The sequence below is a fragment of the Acinetobacter sp. SwsAc2 genome (genome assembly GCF_013391465.1).
Taxonomy (GTDB): Bacteria; Pseudomonadota; Gammaproteobacteria; order Pseudomonadales; family Moraxellaceae; genus Acinetobacter; species Acinetobacter johnsonii.
This window is the reverse complement of sequence record NZ_JACBEZ010000051.1, coordinates 1-16,321: the sequence shown is the minus strand read 5'-3', so window position 1 is coordinate 16,321 and position 16,321 is coordinate 1. Positions and strand designations below refer to the sequence as shown.

Here is a 16,321-nt window from a genome sequence, read left to right as displayed (position 1 = left end):
TATTTCTGTAAGTTAAAAGAATTTAAACGTATAGCGATGCGTAGTTGTAAAACAGATACGAGTTTTGAAGCCATGATTCAATTGTGCGCGAGTTTAATTAACTCTCGGTAATTCTCAACAGACCCTAAAAAACATCTAATTTTTTTTCATGCAAATGCACTCTATTTATACCCACCCAAAATCTGCCATGTACCTCATCTCCCCCATTTCTCGTTGAGAATTGAAAGCAATAGAACATGGCCAAATTCAACTTTTAAAACCCTAATGAGGTTCATTTGAAACAATGAAACGTACTACTTTAGTTATTGATAAATGATCAATTCCCCCCAAAATCAAGCATTCAGCACAGCCTGCTCATCTTATAACATTATGAAAATCCAGCTCTTCTTTTTTTTATGGCTGAATACCTCAAAAAATGATTATTAGTAATGAATATTTTAAAAAAGCTAAAAAATAGCAGTAAGGAAAAATAAAATATTAATCACACAAAATGCCCACTTTTTAACGTAATTGGCATTTTTTTCAGTCTTTTATCTATATTTTTTAACTTACAATTAGTTAAATTAACTTGCATTGATAATCATTAGCCCAACCTAGCATGACCACTTTTTTAACTATAAGATGATATTTTTACTCTAGGGATGAGAAGATGAATAAAAAGCCAACAATTATTTTAGTACATGGATTTTGGGGCGGCGCTGCCCATTGGTCTAAAGTCATTACTGACCTATCTCACCGAGGTTACGAAGCCCTCCGTGCCGTTGAACTGCCTCTCACCTCTTTGGCTGATGATGTCGAACGAACCCGTAAAATGATCACACAAGTACAAGGAGATGTACTTTTAGTTGGCCACTCCTATGGGGGGCGGTCATTACCGAAGTCGGTAATCAGCCCAATGTTGTTGGTCTAGTCTATATTGCAGCTTTTGCACCCGATACTGGTGAAAGTCCAGGTGGCATTACGCAACAACATTTACCCGTTGGTGCACCCAACTTAGAACCCGACAGTGACGGATACCTTTGGGTCAAAGCCGATAAATACCATGAAAGCTTCTGTCAGGACTTAACGAATGATGAAGGACTGGTCATGGGCATCACACAGAAAGCCCCTGTTGCGAGTACTTTTGGCGATACCATTTCAAACCCAGCATGGAAAAACAAACCATCTTGGTACCAAATTTCAACTGAAGACCGCATGATTCACCCTGAAAACCAAGCCATGATGTCTTCACGCTTAAATGCTCAAAAAGTCATTTCTTTAGATGCCAGTCATGCTTCACTCGCGTCTCAACCCAAAGCCGTTGCTGATTTAATTGATGAAGCCGCAACTTTCCTTGCGCGTTAAACTATCTATATTGAAGGGAGTCTACAGACTCCCTTTTTTAGAGCTATTTTAAGTATCAAACGACTTTCAAATCACAATAGATAGCGCAATATCATTATCCTGTAGGTCTAAATATTCGCACATACTCGGTTCGATGGCTGTCAGCTAGACTTCAGCTTTTACTACTGACCTTATCATTCATAATGAAGCTCCCTCGTTAAAAGTTTTATTCAAACTACGCTATTTCAAACAAGGTGTTATGCGAGTTTTGAATAACATTTTTTAACTAACCCAGCATCAAAACTTTCTGTATATTTTAATGAAGCAATAAGAATGAATAGATCATAAAAACAGTTCAAAAAATATAACAGACTAAGTGCAATTTTCTATTTTGTTATATTTTTTCTCTCCAATTCTTGTACCTACATCTTCTAGACATCCTGATGCAAGATCATCATCAGTATTTTAAGTAGGTAGTTTTTAATGAAACGATCTATGCTTTTTTATCATTCCGATCTAGACAGCAACTGGGTATCGAACCGTCGATATTCCTGCCAGCCATGGAGGATGCAATGAGCCTCGGATTAACCGCACTTGAGTTGGCAAGAATTCAATTTGCCTTTACTGTTTCCTTTCATATTATTTTTCCTGCAACCTCTATTGGTTTAGCCTGCTTTCTTGCCATGCTGGAATGGAAGTGGCTGCGCACTCAAAATCCAATTTATAAAGACTTATTTAAGTACTGGATTAAGATTTTTGCTGTGGCCTTTGCTATGGGAGTTGTTTCGGGCATTGTCATGGCCTACCAGTTCGGAACCAACTGGAGTGAATTTTCACGCATCGCAGGCAGTGTCACTGGGCCACTGCTCACGTATGAAGTCATGAGCGCCTTCTTTTTAGAAGCCGGTTTCTTGGGCATTATGCTATTTGGTTGGGGACGGGTCAGCCCCAAAGCCCACTTTTTTGCCACTTTAATGGTCGCTATCGGTACCTGTATTTCCATGTTCTGGATTTTATCCTCCAACAGTTGGATGCAGACACCTCAAGGCTTTGCCATCGAAAATGGCATTATTGTCCCCACAGACTGGTGGGCAATTGTGTTTAACCCATCCTTCCCCTACCGATTTGCCCATATGGCAGCAGCGGCCTTCCTAGTCTCATCACTTTTGGTGGTTGGCACCGCAGCATGGCATTTATTAAAAGGCCGTCGTGATGCGTTGGTGAAAAAGTCTTTTTCCATGGGCTTATGGATGGTACTGGTCACGTCTTGCCTACAAGTTGTGATTGGGGACAACCACGGTTTAAATACCTTAAAACATCAACCTGCAAAATTGGCAGCCATTGAAGGCCATTGGGAAACCAATCGTGATCATGGCATGCCTTTATTACTGTTCGCTTTACCGAATATGGAAACAGAGTCGAATGATCTTGAGATTGGTATTCCCAATCTGGGCAGTTTGATTCTGACGCATTCCCTAGAGGGTCAGGTTACTGGTTTAAAAGACTTCGCAGCTGAAGACCGTCCGAATGCACTGATTGTATTCTGGAGTTTCCGAGTCATGGTTGGCTTGGGCATGTTGATGGTTTTACTCTCGTTAACAGCACTGTGGCTACGTAAAAAAGGCTCTCTATACGAAAGCAATTGGTTTCATAAATTTGCCCTCATCATGGGGCCTACAGGTTATATCGCGCTCCTAGCAGGTTGGGTTACCACAGAAGTTGGTCGTCAGCCTTGGGTCGTGTATGGTGTGATTCGGACTAAAGACGGTTTATCGCATACAGTCACCGCAGATCAAGTCGGCTTGAGCCTGATTATTTTTGTTCTGGTCTATACCGTCGTCTTTGGCGCGGGTATTTACTACATGCTGCGCTTGATCAAATTAGGCCCTGCTTTTTCTACGCCTTTAGATGCCGTGCAAGATACTGGCCCGGGGCATTTTAAAACCCCTCTACGTCCACTCAGTGCTGTTGAAGAATCTATCGAGACCACTGATCCTTCTGCTCAAAATAGTAAGGAGAAACCACATGATTGATCTCGCTTTGGTTTGGGTCGGTATTATCGGGCTCGGGGTACTCATCTATGTGGTTATGGATGGTTTCGACTTAGGCATTGGCATTCTGTTTCCCTTTATGAACGGAACGCAAGAACGCGATGTGATGATGAATACCGTCGCGCCCGTTTGGGACGGCAATGAAACATGGATGGTACTGGGTGGTGCTGGTTTATTCGCAGCATTTCCTTTGGTCTATTCAACTGTTTTATCGGCACTGTATTTGCCCATTATCTTTATGGTGGTTGCCTTGATTTTCCGCGGTGTGGCCTTCGAGTTTCGTTTCAAAGCCACGCGTACCAAATACCTCTGGGATCTCGCGTTTATCTGGGGCTCTATCTTATCAAGCTTTTTCCAAGGCGTGATTTTAGGGGCTTATATCCAAGGTATTCAGACCACCAATGGTATTTACAGCGGTGGTGGATGGGACTGGTTCACGACATTTACATGCTTTACCGGTCTAGGGGTCGTGGTCATGTACGCCACTTTAGGTTGTGGTTGGCTCATTTGGAAAACCGAAAAAGAGATACAGCAGCGGATGTTTCATCTGATGCCTAGGCTGATTATTGCTTTGCTCATCATCTTCGGTGCTGTGAGTTTATATACGCCACTGACCCATCCTGAAATTGCGCAGCGTTGGTTCTCTCTGCCGAATCTATACTATTTTAGCCCCGTGCCAATTTTAGTTTTACTGTTTGTTGGCTTGATTCTATCGGCGTGCAAAAAGCAGCATGAACTAAAACCGTTTATCTATACTTTGGCTTTAGTCTTTTTGGCTTTTACTGGCTTCGTCATCAGCTTATGGCCCAATATTATTCCGCCATCAGTCACTATTTGGCAGGCCGCTGCACCTGAGTCAAGTTTGAAGTTCACCTTAGTAGGAGCTGCAATTCTCATTCCGATCATCATTGCCTATACCTTCTTGTCCTATTGGGTGTTCCGTGACAAAGTACGTATAGGGGATCAGGGTTATCATTAATTGAGGAGATAGACATGAAAAAAATTGTTGATCGACTCAGCCCACGATTATGGTTTATTTTATTGTGGTGCTTTGGCTTTATTTCTCTCGCACTGATTGCGGGTTTCTTTAAGCTGTTGCTGAGTTTTGCTTACTAAAGCCAGCCAAGCATTTTTTATGAATTAGGCACGGGACTTTCAATACATGTCCTGTGCCTTTTAATTGCAGCGAACCTATATGTATAAATCAGAAAAACTTGCGCTCAGCCTGAAACATTTGATTGAAAGTGGTTTTTGGAAAGCCAACGATAAACTACCTTCACTACGTCAACAAGCTGAAACATCGGGTTTTAGCCTGATGACGGTGATGAATGCCTATCAGGAACTCGAAGCGCAAGGGCTGATTTATTCACAAGAAAAACTCGGTTACTTTGTGACAGGCGATGCACGCTCAGAAAGCAACTCCAATAGTGTCATCCTCAACGAAAAGATTGAAATCAACTCTAAAATTTTCAGATATTTAAAATCGATCCAATCTGAACAAATGGTTCCCTTTGGCATTGCCTTTCCCAACAGCCAACTGCTCTACTCTGCCAAGCTGATGCAAACGTTGGGACAACGTGCCAAACACCGTCTTAGTTATGAACAGATGCCAAGTTTACCTCCCGGAAACTTTGAGCTGCGGAAACTGATTGCACAGCGCTACTGTATGCAAGGGATTCCAACAGACCCGTCCGATATCGTAATTACCTCGGGCGGATTAGATGCTTTAAACCTCTCCTTACAAGCCATGACCCAACCGGGTGACTATATTTTACTTCAAAAAACAATATTTTATGGTGCATGGCAAGCGGCTGAACATTTGGGCCTGAAAGTCATTAGTATTCCTGAACATGAAGAACACGGTATTGACCTTGAGGCTTTTAAAGATGCGATTGAGCGTTATCCAATTAAAGTCTGTTTGTTGATGCTCAACAGTCACAACCCAATTGGTTTTACGGTCAGTGATGACATCAAATACCAACTGGCAAAGCTACTGCATGAACGCGATATTTATTTAATTGAAGACGATGTTTATGAGGAACTTTATTTTGATCATAAAAAGCCGCTGTCGATGAAATACTTTGATCAAAAAAATTTGGTTTTACACTGCTCGTCTTTTTCAAAAACTTTAGGTGCGGGTTTTCGAATTGGTTGGGTCTATGCGGGCAAATTTTCGGAGCATATTCAGCATCTACAGCTGATGAGCACGCTCTCCGTCAACTCATTTATTCAAAATGCCTTGGTCGATTATTTATCGCATCGACACTATGAAAAACACTTAAAAACCTTACGTAACACCTTAAAACGTCTCAAAAATCAGTATTACACTTATTTATCTGAACATTTGTCTGAAGATTATCAAATTCATTATTATCCATCGGGCTATTTTCTTTGGATTACTTTGCCCGAGCAGATCAATGGCAATTTAATTTATGAGCAGCTCTTAGAGAAAAATATCAGCATTGCGCCCGGCTCATTATTTTATCAAACGGATAATATTCCACATCATATTCGAATCAATTGTTCATTTGAAATCAATGAGCGTATTCAAAATGCCTTAGATGCCTTGATCCAATGTATTTACCCAGAAGCCTTTGAATAAAAGTTGAATGGTTTAAATCCAGACTGATTTAAACCATCTTTTGATTTGAAGAGACTCACTGCCCATACGGTAAATATCACCATCCCAGAGATAAATGACATGATCAGATCAGATCATGTCATTCCTCTCAAGCTAGGTATAGGATTTCTCAGCACTTATATTCTGAAAATAGGTGCGATAGACATAGACACAACCAAGTGAAAAACCAGCCATTAAGCCAGATGCCATAGGTAAATGCATCACACTGTCTTGTGGAAAGACAAAAACCAAAAATGGAAAGGCATATACTGCAGGAATGCGCATATCAAAGAGCTTGAGCAAAAGAAACATCAAGGGCATATATATAAGGGTGAGCAAGATCCAGTCTTGAATCCACAACTGCATAAGCACGGCCATTGAAATCGACAGTGTCAACACAGCAACCTGCTTAAGATACATTTTCAACGGATACATCATCATATTTAATGATTCATAGACCACCACTGTAATCGGTGGAATCAGTGCCATCGCTTCAATCTTGAAAATAGCAGCGAGTGCAAAACCGATTAAAGTAATACTGGCATATACACCTATTTTTCGTCGATCAAAATTGCCTTTTCTCTCCACACCTTGGTTCAGTTTAAAGAGCACAACACCCAACATCAGGATAAAACTGGTGGCAAAAATCGAAATCAAAAACGATATTTCATAGGCTTGGGTCACAATCGGCAAGAAACCTGTAGCCAGTGCGGGCGGTAATATATAGTTAAACATCCGCATCACGAGCAAGATGGCACAGAGAACCAAAACCAGTTTGAACAGATATGAAATCGGCATTAAGTTAATACAGAAGCCTATAACAGCGGTCAAACTGGGTAAAATAAAAATTTTATCTGGCTGATTCAGCCACTGTTTATCTCGATAGACCCACAGCCCAATGGCCATCGCTGCCATTTCAGGCAGAATAATTTCACGATCATTCAGTCCATAGGCAGCCGCCACCATGAGTACTATAAAGACAAAGGCCGCGAGATAGCTTTTGGGGCTTAAGATTGTCTTTGCAAGTGACATAGGATTCATATTCGATTCCTTATTGATTTAAAAAGATATAAAGCCAAGTAAATACTTCGTCACCGCAATCAGCGATGGCGCAAATAGCACCATAATGATTCCTGAAATAATCATCGAGAGACTGCCAATGACGCCTTCCAATTCATGCCGCTGTCTTGCCCGAGCTATGCCCATAGCATGTGCGGCATTACCCAGTGCTGCACCTGAGGCAAGGTGATTTTTATATTTAATCCAAAGCAAAAGAAGGTCTCCCAACAACATACCGACTAAACCTGTAATCACGGTAAATAGCGGAATCAGGCTGATAGAGCCACCCACTTTTTCGGTGAGCACCAAAGCAAAAGGAATCGAAATGGAACACGCCAACAGGCTATTTTTAACGATGTCATCAAAGTCCAATAGGCTCGCCAAAAACCAACTGCTAAAAATACCCACCAACATGGCGAGGCTGGAACTGAAGAGCAACACTTTAAAATGTTGCTGAATCATGCGGCGATAACGAAAAACAGGAATAGCAAAAGCCACTGTGATTGGACCGAGCATGGCCACCAAATATTGGGTATAAAAGTAATAGTCTTGGAACTGATGCTGTAAAAGAAAGATCAGTATGATGCTCATGCTAGGAACAACAATAATGGGGGATAAATAGATTTTTTGTGTTCGAACAAAAAACTGCTTTGCCATGAAATAGCACAGCACAGTCCAAACCAAGTAAAAAAGCCCCCAGCATTCAGTCATACTGATCTTCCTGTTTTGATTCTTGATTTAGCACTGGCTGCTTTAACAACAACCGCACGCTATATACAGAAACCATCATCACCAAAGCGGTGCTGATTAAAATCACCAGCAAAATTTTCCAACCACTGGCAATCAATAAATCCTGATATTGAATCACGCCGACCACCGGCGGAATGAAAAACAGCAGTAATTCCGCCAGTAACAGATCGGCACCGCGTTCAACGTGGGCTAATTTCAACCATTTCATTTCAAGTAAAAACAACAGCAGAAAAAACCCAAGTACCCCTGATGCCACAGGCAAATTCAGCAACTTTTGTAAGACATCAGCACAGCTCCAAACGGCCAAAATAATGATGATTTGGTAGCTCGCAGTTTTTAACTTCTTCAGCCGAGTTCGGTCATGCAACATCTCAATTTATGTCCGCATAAGCCCGCTCTTTAAACGGCTGGATCGAGACACGTTTGTAGGTTTCTAAAAAAGATTCATACTCCAAACGCAAATCCAGATAAGTATTCAGAATTTCCTCTAGCACATCGGGAATATCTTCTGCAGGAAATGATGGCCCTAAAATATCACCGATGGATGCATCATGATCTGAGTTACCGCCTAAGCTAATTTGGTAATATTCAGCGCCTTTTTTATCGACACCTAGAATGCCAATATTGCCGACATGGTGATGTCCACACGCATTCATACAGCCTGAAATGTTCAGATCGAGCTTGCCTAAATGATATAAAGCATCCAAATCATCAAAACGGCGAGCAATTGCTTCATACACCGGAATGGATTTGGCATTTGCCAAGGAGCAAAAATCGCCGCCCGGACAGCAAATCATGTCAGTCAGAAAGCCAATATGCGCACGAGCCAAATTGCCACGATCTAAGACTTGCCACAGTTCAAACAGATCCTTTTGACGTATATCGGTTAAGGCAATATTTTGCTCATGCGTGGTTCGCAGCTCACCAAAGGTATATTGGTCAGCCAAATCTGCAATTAAACGCATTTCATCGGAAGTCATATCCCCCGGTGCTACACCCGCCCGTTTTAAGCTGATCGTAACGATGCGGTAGCCCGCGACTTTATGTGCATGGGTATTGATACTGAACCAGTGTTTAAACTTCGGATACTGTTGGAACAAAGCCTCAAAATTTTCCGCATCTAAAGCTTCATAGGCAAACGGTCGAAATACTGCATCCATTTGCGCTAAAACACTAGGCTGAACTTTGAGCAGTGTTTGAGTATGTGCAAACTCAGCTTCCACTTTTTCCGCAAAGCCCGCTGGAGTGAGGGCTTTCACTAAAATTTTAATACGCGCTTTGTATTTATTATCACGGCGACCATGCAAGTTATATACGCGCATGATGGCATCTAAATAGGCAATTAAATCTTCACGGGCTAAAAATGGCTTAATGACATGTCCCGCTAAAGGTGTACGTCCAAGACCGCCGCCGACTTTAATTTGATAGCCCAATTCTCCTGCTTCATTTTCTACCAAATAGCCCCCAACATCATGAAAAGTCGTGGCAGCACGATCTTGTTCTGGGTGTGCACAGGCCGCAATTTTAAATTTACGTGGTAGGAATGAAAACTCAGGATGGAAGGTACTCCACTGGCGAATCAGTTCACAGGTGGGACGCGGGTCTGTGAGCTCGCCCTCAACTACACCTGCATACTGGTCTGTGGTGGTGTTTCGAATACAGTTGCCACTGGTCTGAATAGAATGCATGTTTACCGTAGCGAGTTCCTGCAAAATATCAGGGACATCTTCAAGCTGCGGCCAATTCAGTTGAATATTTTGACGCGTAGAAATATGCGCATAACCACGGTCATACTTCTGTGCAACCTCAGCCACCTTCCGCAATTGTGCTGAGTTCATTAAGCCATAAGGCACTGCCAAACGTAGCATGGGTGCATAGCGTTGAACATATAAACCATTTTGTAAACGTAAGGGACGGTATTCTTCTTCGGTCAGTTTCCCCTCTAAATAACGCTGGGTTTGGTCACGAAACTGTGCGACACGTTCATTTAATAAATTTTGATCAAAGTCTGTATATAAAAACATGGGGATGACCTAGGTATATGCATCAATATGAAAGAAAAGCTGTCTTGAATGGCGCATCAAAAATGCAATTTAGGCGAAAAAAGTTGCCTGCTTTCGGGACATGCCATGTTGTAAACAGGTCTGCATATACTCGGCATAGACTGATAACTTTTCATAAATATGCTCGGCATAGAACATATCTTCAACCAACTGGATCGCTTGCTGCTGGTTATAACTGCCATAACTCAACAATAACTGCGCATTCAATGTGGCGAATTTTTCACATAAATCGATATATTGCTGATCTTTGTTTTTAAAGAACAATTTCCGCATATTCCATTCACTACTGTCGATAATGGCATCTTGTGGATGGGTAGAAATATAGTTAATTTTGACTTTAAAAAACTGTTCCAGATCTGTGAGTTTCTGTGTATTGAGCACCAATGATGTCACCAAAAAAATCTGAGAGACATCAGTTCGACATAATGCTTTGATCAATGAAAAATAGAAAAAATCGACATCATTAAATACGCTATCACTCAAATCTAAATAAACATTGAGTGCCTCAAGTACATCATCTATTTTTAGGTTTTGTTTTTGCTCTGCTTGATAGTAACGATTGAGGATATTGAGTACGGTTGGCGTTGCAGGACTGCTATAAATCACAGGATGGTTTAAATTTGCCAAGATAAAAGGCGCAAATAAAAATGCGACCTCTGCATGTTCTGCTTGAATGGCAGACTGCACAATATACTGAACTTTAGCACTTGAAAAATCACGTAAAACTTTAGCACGCAGCAAAGTCGCTTCTAAGTTTAAATACTGCTGCGCAAGTAAATGTTGCAGTTGATCTGAAAGACCCTGCCCCTCAACCAATTCAGAAATTGTATTCAGTTGCTGTGTTATAAACATTACGCCACCATCAAGATTATGATCCCTTCTTGAGTCAAATTTTCAGCTAGTTTGGTGTGAATGAGTAGCTACAGTAAGGCTTGAAAAAACTATAACAGCGTGCCTCCTTCTCAAGTTTTATGGATACAAAGCCATCAAAATTAGAAAAATAAATTCGTTATATAAATAGGAGCCCAATTCCATCATGGCGTTATTTTGAGTGCCTAAAAATTCAGAAACGACTTTTCTCTTTTCCTATTTCAAGCAGCCCCTTTAGCCATTGAATATAAGGTAGAATCTAGAAAGGAGAATAAAAGTTATGGCTGACAAGACACCTCTAAAGTTGTTTTGATACGCTCTAACACAACAGTGGTTTTAAACCATTGCACATTGGCATTATGATGAAAAAGCTGATCACATAAGGCTTGAAACCGACTCATACTTGGCACCAAGAGTACCAACATAAAATCCGCCTCACCTGTTACGTAATAGCACTGCTGTATTTCTGGAATTGAAAAACTCGTTTTCAACTCCTCAAGGTCTGTCACATGGGTTTGGTTGACGCGAACCTCGACAAAAATCGTAATCACTTGTCCCAATTTGTCTGGATCAAGCACTGCGGTATTGCCAATAATATAGCCACTGTCTCTTAATTTTTGAATGCGACGTTGTACCGAGGCCGTTGATAAATGCACTAAATCGGCCAACTCTCGAAGTGGCGTTAAGCAATCTTTTTGCAAATGCTCCAATAAAGCGAAATCAAATTTATCCAATTGCATGAGCAGCCTCCTACGAGAAATTTTCTCATTCAAGCTAATGATTACAAGCCATTTTATCAAGAGTATTGCAATAAAATATCACACATTGATACAGCTTAAGAACCGCCTATGTCTACGCATCCTAATACAGCACTTGGCATTAGCTTAAATATCACGGCCTCGGTATTATTTGCTTTAATGTTTGCCTATACCTCACTTTTGGGCACGCTGGCAGGTACAGAAATTTACGGCTGGCGCATTGTATTGACTATTCCATGTCTAACACTTTTTATTTGGCTCAAAGGCAATTGGTCTCAGGTGGTTGTTATTTATCGCCGTTTCTACCAAGAGCGCTTTTTCTTTTTAACGCGAATTTTATCTTCGTTTTTAATTGGGATTCAGTTGTGGCTGTTTATGTGGGCACCCAGTCATGGCTATGGACTGGATGTTTCACTCGGTTATTTTATGATGCCGATTAGCATGGTGATTGTCGGTCGGATTGCCTTTAAAGAGCGAATGTCACGCTTTCAGCAACTGTCCTGTATTTTTGCAGTGCTGGGGATCTTGAACCTCTTGACCATTTCTCAAACACTGAGTTGGCCCACTCTGCTGATTTGCTTAGGTTATCCAATCTATTTTTGGCTCAGACAAAAAACGGAGACGAATAATATAGGCGGACTTTGGTTTGACATGATGCTGAGTCTCCCTGTCTGTATTTTCTTTATCATGCAAGGCAGTATCGTCACAGAAAGCCTATCTGAAAGCTCACATACACTTTGGCTCATTTCAGGACTTGGACTAATCAGTGCGCTGGCTTTGGCATTTCAGTCCTTGTCTGCCCCGCATTTAAACTTAAGCCTGTTTGGACTGTTGGTTTATGTCGAACCGATATTGTTAGTGGCCGTTTCAATCACCTTAGGGGAAAGCATTACTTCAGCAGAATGGCCAACCTATATCGCCATTTGGCTCGCAGTTTTTACCCTCATGCTGGAAGGATTACGCAGCTTTAAAAAGAATCATAAATTAGCGACATAGGCATTTTTTATGCATATTTTCCTCTAGATTACTCAAATTTAGACGTCTAGACATGTTTTGGTACTGAATCGAGAACTGACTTTCTGATTGTATTTAAATGGCTATTTGACTCCGCGAGTTACGTGCTGACAATTCATATTTAAAACGACATAGAGTGAATTACAGCGAACCTTTTAAATGATGATGCTGCCTCACAATACTATTCAATAAACTGGAAAAGTTGATTGCAGGTTGGCTATGCAAATCCGCCTTGAACGCAATACCGAGTCCAATCGTAGCGGTCTTATTCTTCAGGTATTTATATTTAATCCCTTCAATTTTGAGCTGTTGGGTAGATTCAGGCACCAAAGAAATGCCCAAATTCGCCGCAACCAACGATAGAATCGAAACAATCTGAGGGGCTTGCTGTCCAATTTTGGGCGTGAAGCCATGCTGTTGGCAGCTATTTAAAATAGCGGCATACAGCCCCGCACTCACCTCTGGTGGTGAGACAATAAAGCTTTCATACTTAAACTCTGCCAAATCTATCACCTCATCTTTTGCGGGATATTGAATCGGCAAGGCTGCAATCAATTTTTCATCGATCAAATTACGAATCGTAATGGCTTTAGGATACTGCGCAGGTGGTCGCACAATCGCAATGTCTAATCCATTATTCAACAAACTCTCAATCAAAATCAAAGAATTGGCTTCTTTTAATACCAAATTCACCTGAGGGTATTGCTGTTGAAATGCTTGAATAGCTGTTGGAATTAAAGAGTTTAAAATTGAGGTGCCTGTAAAGCCGAGCCGTAGTTCTCCCAATTCGCCATTGGCCATACTTTGGGTCAATTTCACCGCATTTTTCAGTTGGTTCTGAACAGGCAAAACCATTTTAAGAAAAGTTTCTCCTGCTGGTGTCAGAGCTACACCATGAGAGTAGCGATAAAAAAGCTCAACACCGATTTCCCTTTCCAATTTTTTAATTTGCATACTCAACGGCGGCTGACTTATGCCAAGACGCAAGGCTGCTTTAGAGAAACTTTGCTCTTCCGCGATAGCAATAAAATATTGAATATTGCGCATCTCCATATATTAAAGCTATACCATTATTGAGTTATATATATTATACATATACAGGTATAGTTCTTAAAATAAAGCTTCTCTCCATTTGAAATCAGCCAAGTCATGAAACTGAGCCCTTCATTAGAAGCAGATTGGTCTACCCCTCAACAGCCGATTTCACAGACCATCAGCAAAGGAACAGTTGAGTATAAAAGAGCGGGCATGGCGCTATTTTTGTTGGGCTTTGCCAGTTTTTCACTGATTTATTGCGTACAACCCTTACTACCGAACTTAAGTCAGAGCTTCCATATTGCACCCAGTGCAAGTGCGCTAGCACTGTCCTTAACCACAGGCTTTTTAGCCATGTCAATCGTGCTATCCAGTGCTTTTTCACAAACATTGGGCAGAAAAGGCCTCATGTTTTTCTCTATGCTTTTGGCTTCTATACTCAATGTGGTATGCGCAGTTTCACCGAGTTGGCATGTGCTCATGGTTTCAAGAAGCTTAGAAGGTTTTGTCCTAGGTGGAGTTCCTGCTGTTGCCATGGCTTGGATTGCAGAAGAAATTAGTCCCAAAAACCTAAGTAAAACCATGGGGCTGTATATTGCAGGCACAGCATTTGGCGGCATGATGGGACGTGTTGGCATGGGCATTTTGACCGAGTTTTTCTCGTGGCGTATTTCCATGGCCATTCTCGGCGTTATCTGTCTGTTCTGTGCATTGGGTTTTTTGAAACTCTTACCAAATTCACGAAATTTCATTGCCCAGCAAAGTATTTCTTTTAAGTTCCATCTACATGCATGGTATGCACACTTAAGTCATATACGGCTGTTAAAAATCTATGGGATTGGCTTTTTACTCACCAGTGTATTTGTCACGCTGTTTAACTATGTGACCTTCAGACTGTTTGCAGCACCGTATCATTTAAGCCAAACCCAGATTAGCCTGATTTTTTTATCTTATAGTTTGGGTATTATTTCCTCTTCGATTGCAGGCAATATTGCAGACCGAATAGGCAAAAAGCAGGTGATGATCTTAGGCTTTTCATGCATGCTCTTAGGGGTACTACTCACTCTTTCTGCCTCGTTGTTTTTGATTATTCTCGGGATTGGCTGTGTGACCACTGGCTTTTTTATTGCCCATGCCATTGCTAGCAGTCGAGTTGGAGAACTCGCGACATCCAATAAAGGTCATGCCACTTCCTTGTATCTGCTTTTTTATTATTTAGGTTCAAGCATTGTGGGTGCGTATGGCGGAAATATCTGGCAAAGCCATGGCTGGAATGGCATCGTTATATTAAATATTTTTCTGATTTTGCTTGCACTCGTTGTCATTTTTTCAATAAAACCACTTCATTCTCCATCTGTTACCCATTAGGAACATCTACATCATGCAACAACACTTATTTGTCTACGGCACCTTAGGGCCAAACAAACCCAATGCTCATATTTTAGAAGCGCTTGGCGGTACATGGAGCAAAGGCTCTGTGAAAGGTTTGCTTAAGAAAGCGGGTTGGGGAGCAGAACTTGGCTTTCCTGGGCTGATGCTGAGCCCAGATGGACAAACTGTTGATGGATATATGTTTAGTTCAGAGCAATTAGATACGCTGTGGAACAGCTTGGATGAGTTTGAAGGAAGTGAATATCAGCGTGTTTTAACTGAAGTCACTTTAGAGAATGGGCAAATACAACAGGCTTATGTTTATGCGTTAAACCCAAATACATAAAAAGCATGACATCATATCGTTAGCGTATAAATGTTGTGCATACATCGAAAAATTGTGCGGTATTTGAATGTTATTTCCTAATATTCAAGTACTGCAAATTTTGAATCCTTGAACGCATTATCAAACTCATGCCAAGTTCTGTTTTTCTAACCATGCCTGCAACCCAGACCAACTTTTAAAATCATCCACCGCACGTACAATACAATTTGGATTGCGTTCTAATAGTATTTTACTTAAGGCGTTGCCCGGCCCAATTTCTAAGACAACATCAGGCTGATTTTCTTGTATAGCACTTAAGCAAGCATCCCAATCAATCGCATGATTCATTTGGTGAATTAATGCATTCACTGCATCTGTGGTCTTAAAAAACTTATGTCCACCCGAACCACTAATCATGGCTGTGCATAAACGAGCAAAGTCTTGCTGCTGTAAAACCTGCTGATAGGGCTGAACTGCAGCATCCATACAGACGGTATGCGATGCTATGGTGACATTCAAGCGTTTAACAAAACGTGTTCCTCGTAATTCGAGTTGCAGAGCCAGCTGCTGTAAATTGGCATCATCCCCCCCACAACAAAACTACTATCACTCAGTTTGATGGAAAGTGCGGTTGACGTTTCTGTCAACAACGGTTCAAGCGTATTAAGATTGATACCTTGAACGGCCATTAAGCCACTTGCGTGCTGAGTGGCTGAAGACATCAACGAGGCACGCTGCTGGGCTAAATACAGGCCTTGCTCTAGGCCTATCTGCGTAGCACAAATAAGTGCGCTTAACTCTCCGAGTGAATAACCTGAGAAGCTCATAAGGTCTTCAATCTCAGGTTTTAACTTTTGCCAACGACACCATTGCAAAGCAAAAATAAAAGGCTGCGCGAACTCATTCGGATACAGATCCGCTTCGGTTAAATCGGAACAAAATAGCTTCGGCAAATGGCTTTGTTGCACAAACCTATCTCTAAAGGCTTATTCCACAATATAATTCTCAAATGAATAAGCCCACACCTAAAATCTATCGTACAACCAATTGGTCTTCTTATAACAGTGCATTAATAAATCGAG

Annotated in this window: 16 protein-coding genes and 1 pseudogene; 8 read left to right on the top strand and 9 right to left on the bottom strand. The window is 41.3% G+C overall.

What is annotated here, in order from left to right:
* Positions 1 to 649: 649 nt before the first annotated feature.
* The 5 genes and pseudogenes from HYI04_RS15895 (at position 650) to HYI04_RS15875 (ending at position 5,976) form a co-directional block, all read left to right on the top strand.
* A pseudogene (locus tag HYI04_RS15895) lies at positions 650 to 1,344 on the top strand (alpha/beta hydrolase).
* A 551-nt stretch (positions 1,345 to 1,895) separates the two neighbouring features.
* On the top strand, positions 1,896 to 3,356 hold the full coding sequence (locus tag HYI04_RS15890) for a cytochrome ubiquinol oxidase subunit I (protein ID WP_159153138.1): 1,461 nt from the start codon (positions 1,896 to 1,898) through the stop codon (positions 3,354 to 3,356).
* A complete protein-coding gene (cydB, locus tag HYI04_RS15885; RefSeq protein ID WP_159153137.1) occupies positions 3,349 to 4,353 on the top strand; it encodes a cytochrome d ubiquinol oxidase subunit II in 1,005 nt (334 codons plus the stop codon). The genes HYI04_RS15890 and cydB overlap by 8 nt, the downstream gene beginning before the upstream one ends.
* A gap of 14 nt (positions 4,354 to 4,367) precedes the next feature.
* A complete protein-coding gene (locus HYI04_RS15880; protein WP_151836140.1) occupies positions 4,368 to 4,490 on the top strand; it encodes a DUF2474 domain-containing protein in 123 nt (40 codons plus the stop codon).
* 79 nt (positions 4,491 to 4,569) lie between these two features.
* The gene (locus tag HYI04_RS15875) at positions 4,570 to 5,976 is read left to right on the top strand and encodes a PLP-dependent aminotransferase family protein (protein WP_159153136.1); all 1,407 of its coding nucleotides are present in this window, start codon (positions 4,570 to 4,572) and stop codon (positions 5,974 to 5,976) included.
* Between the two features lie 132 nt (positions 5,977 to 6,108).
* Here HYI04_RS15875 and HYI04_RS15870 read toward each other — a convergent pair whose 3' ends face one another.
* The 6 genes from HYI04_RS15870 to HYI04_RS15845 all read right to left on the bottom strand — a co-directional run bounded on the left by HYI04_RS15870 (position 6,109) and on the right by HYI04_RS15845 (position 11,476).
* Positions 6,109 to 7,035, bottom strand: coding sequence for a hypothetical protein (locus HYI04_RS15870; protein WP_159153135.1), 927 nt, complete (start codon positions 7,033 to 7,035; stop codon positions 6,109 to 6,111).
* Between the two features lie 18 nt (positions 7,036 to 7,053).
* A complete protein-coding gene (locus tag HYI04_RS15865; protein WP_159153134.1) occupies positions 7,054 to 7,764 on the bottom strand; it encodes an LrgB family protein in 711 nt (236 codons plus the stop codon).
* Entirely contained in the window at positions 7,757 to 8,173 is a 417-nt protein-coding gene (locus HYI04_RS15860) for a CidA/LrgA family protein (RefSeq protein ID WP_159153133.1), read from the bottom strand. The genes HYI04_RS15865 and HYI04_RS15860 overlap by 8 nt, the downstream gene beginning before the upstream one ends.
* A 1-nt stretch (position 8,174) precedes the next feature.
* A complete protein-coding gene (locus tag HYI04_RS15855; RefSeq protein WP_159153132.1) occupies positions 8,175 to 9,827 on the bottom strand; it encodes a nitrite/sulfite reductase in 1,653 nt (550 codons plus the stop codon).
* Between the two features lie 69 nt (positions 9,828 to 9,896).
* On the bottom strand, positions 9,897 to 10,718 hold the full coding sequence (locus HYI04_RS15850; protein ID WP_159153131.1) for a hypothetical protein: 822 nt from the start codon (positions 10,716 to 10,718) through the stop codon (positions 9,897 to 9,899).
* 296 nt (positions 10,719 to 11,014) lie between these two features.
* Positions 11,015 to 11,476, bottom strand: a complete 462-nt coding sequence (locus HYI04_RS15845) for an Lrp/AsnC family transcriptional regulator (RefSeq protein WP_058869055.1) — start codon at positions 11,474 to 11,476, stop codon at positions 11,015 to 11,017.
* A 108-nt stretch (positions 11,477 to 11,584) separates the two neighbouring features.
* On the opposite strand from HYI04_RS15845, the gene rarD reads away from it, so the two are divergent.
* Positions 11,585 to 12,490: an EamA family transporter RarD gene (gene rarD / locus HYI04_RS15840; protein WP_178896371.1), complete on the top strand. Its 906-nt coding sequence runs from the start codon at positions 11,585 to 11,587 to the stop codon at positions 12,488 to 12,490.
* 159 nt (positions 12,491 to 12,649) lie between these two features.
* On the opposite strand, the gene HYI04_RS15835 is transcribed toward rarD, so the two are convergent.
* Positions 12,650 to 13,561, bottom strand: a complete 912-nt coding sequence (locus HYI04_RS15835) for a LysR family transcriptional regulator (RefSeq protein WP_178896370.1) — start codon at positions 13,559 to 13,561, stop codon at positions 12,650 to 12,652.
* Between the two features lie 96 nt (positions 13,562 to 13,657).
* Between HYI04_RS15835 and HYI04_RS15830 the strand changes: the two genes are divergently transcribed.
* Complete coding sequence (locus HYI04_RS15830; RefSeq protein ID WP_178896369.1) at positions 13,658 to 14,911, top strand: MFS transporter; 1,254 nt, start codon at positions 13,658 to 13,660, stop codon at positions 14,909 to 14,911.
* Between the two features lie 13 nt (positions 14,912 to 14,924).
* Positions 14,925 to 15,260 (top strand): gamma-glutamylcyclotransferase, encoded by a 336-nt coding sequence (locus HYI04_RS15825; protein WP_159153127.1) that lies wholly within the window; start codon positions 14,925 to 14,927, stop codon positions 15,258 to 15,260.
* Positions 15,261 to 15,386: 126 nt separating this feature from the next.
* Here HYI04_RS15825 and HYI04_RS17015 read toward each other — a convergent pair whose 3' ends face one another.
* A complete protein-coding gene (locus HYI04_RS17015) occupies positions 15,387 to 15,758 on the bottom strand; it encodes a hypothetical protein (protein ID WP_228276884.1) in 372 nt (123 codons plus the stop codon).
* A complete protein-coding gene (locus HYI04_RS17010; protein ID WP_228276883.1) occupies positions 15,755 to 16,207 on the bottom strand; it encodes a hypothetical protein in 453 nt (150 codons plus the stop codon). Before HYI04_RS17010 ends, HYI04_RS17015 begins: the two co-directional genes overlap by 4 nt.
* Positions 16,208 to 16,321 lie beyond the last annotated feature (114 nt).

Coding starts and splice junctions, on each gene's coding strand:
- HYI04_RS15890 (WP_159153138.1), top strand. CDS start 1,896: ATGAGCCTCGGATTAACCGCACTTGAGTTGGCAAGAATTCAATTTGCC.
- cydB (WP_159153137.1), top strand. CDS start 3,349: ATGATTGATCTCGCTTTGGTTTGGGTCGGTATTATCGGGCTCGGGGTA.
- HYI04_RS15880 (WP_151836140.1), top strand. CDS start 4,368: ATGAAAAAAATTGTTGATCGACTCAGCCCACGATTATGGTTTATTTTA.
- HYI04_RS15875 (WP_159153136.1), top strand. CDS start 4,570: ATGTATAAATCAGAAAAACTTGCGCTCAGCCTGAAACATTTGATTGAA.
- HYI04_RS15870 (WP_159153135.1), bottom strand. CDS start 7,035: ATGAATCCTATGTCACTTGCAAAGACAATCTTAAGCCCCAAAAGCTAT.
- HYI04_RS15865 (WP_159153134.1), bottom strand. CDS start 7,764: ATGACTGAATGCTGGGGGCTTTTTTACTTGGTTTGGACTGTGCTGTGC.
- HYI04_RS15860 (WP_159153133.1), bottom strand. CDS start 8,173: ATGTTGCATGACCGAACTCGGCTGAAGAAGTTAAAAACTGCGAGCTAC.
- HYI04_RS15855 (WP_159153132.1), bottom strand. CDS start 9,827: ATGTTTTTATATACAGACTTTGATCAAAATTTATTAAATGAACGTGTC.
- HYI04_RS15850 (WP_159153131.1), bottom strand. CDS start 10,718: ATGTTTATAACACAGCAACTGAATACAATTTCTGAATTGGTTGAGGGG.
- HYI04_RS15845 (WP_058869055.1), bottom strand. CDS start 11,476: ATGCAATTGGATAAATTTGATTTCGCTTTATTGGAGCATTTGCAAAAA.
- rarD (WP_178896371.1), top strand. CDS start 11,585: ATGTCTACGCATCCTAATACAGCACTTGGCATTAGCTTAAATATCACG.
- HYI04_RS15835 (WP_178896370.1), bottom strand. CDS start 13,561: ATGGAGATGCGCAATATTCAATATTTTATTGCTATCGCGGAAGAGCAA.
- HYI04_RS15830 (WP_178896369.1), top strand. CDS start 13,658: ATGAAACTGAGCCCTTCATTAGAAGCAGATTGGTCTACCCCTCAACAG.
- HYI04_RS15825 (WP_159153127.1), top strand. CDS start 14,925: ATGCAACAACACTTATTTGTCTACGGCACCTTAGGGCCAAACAAACCC.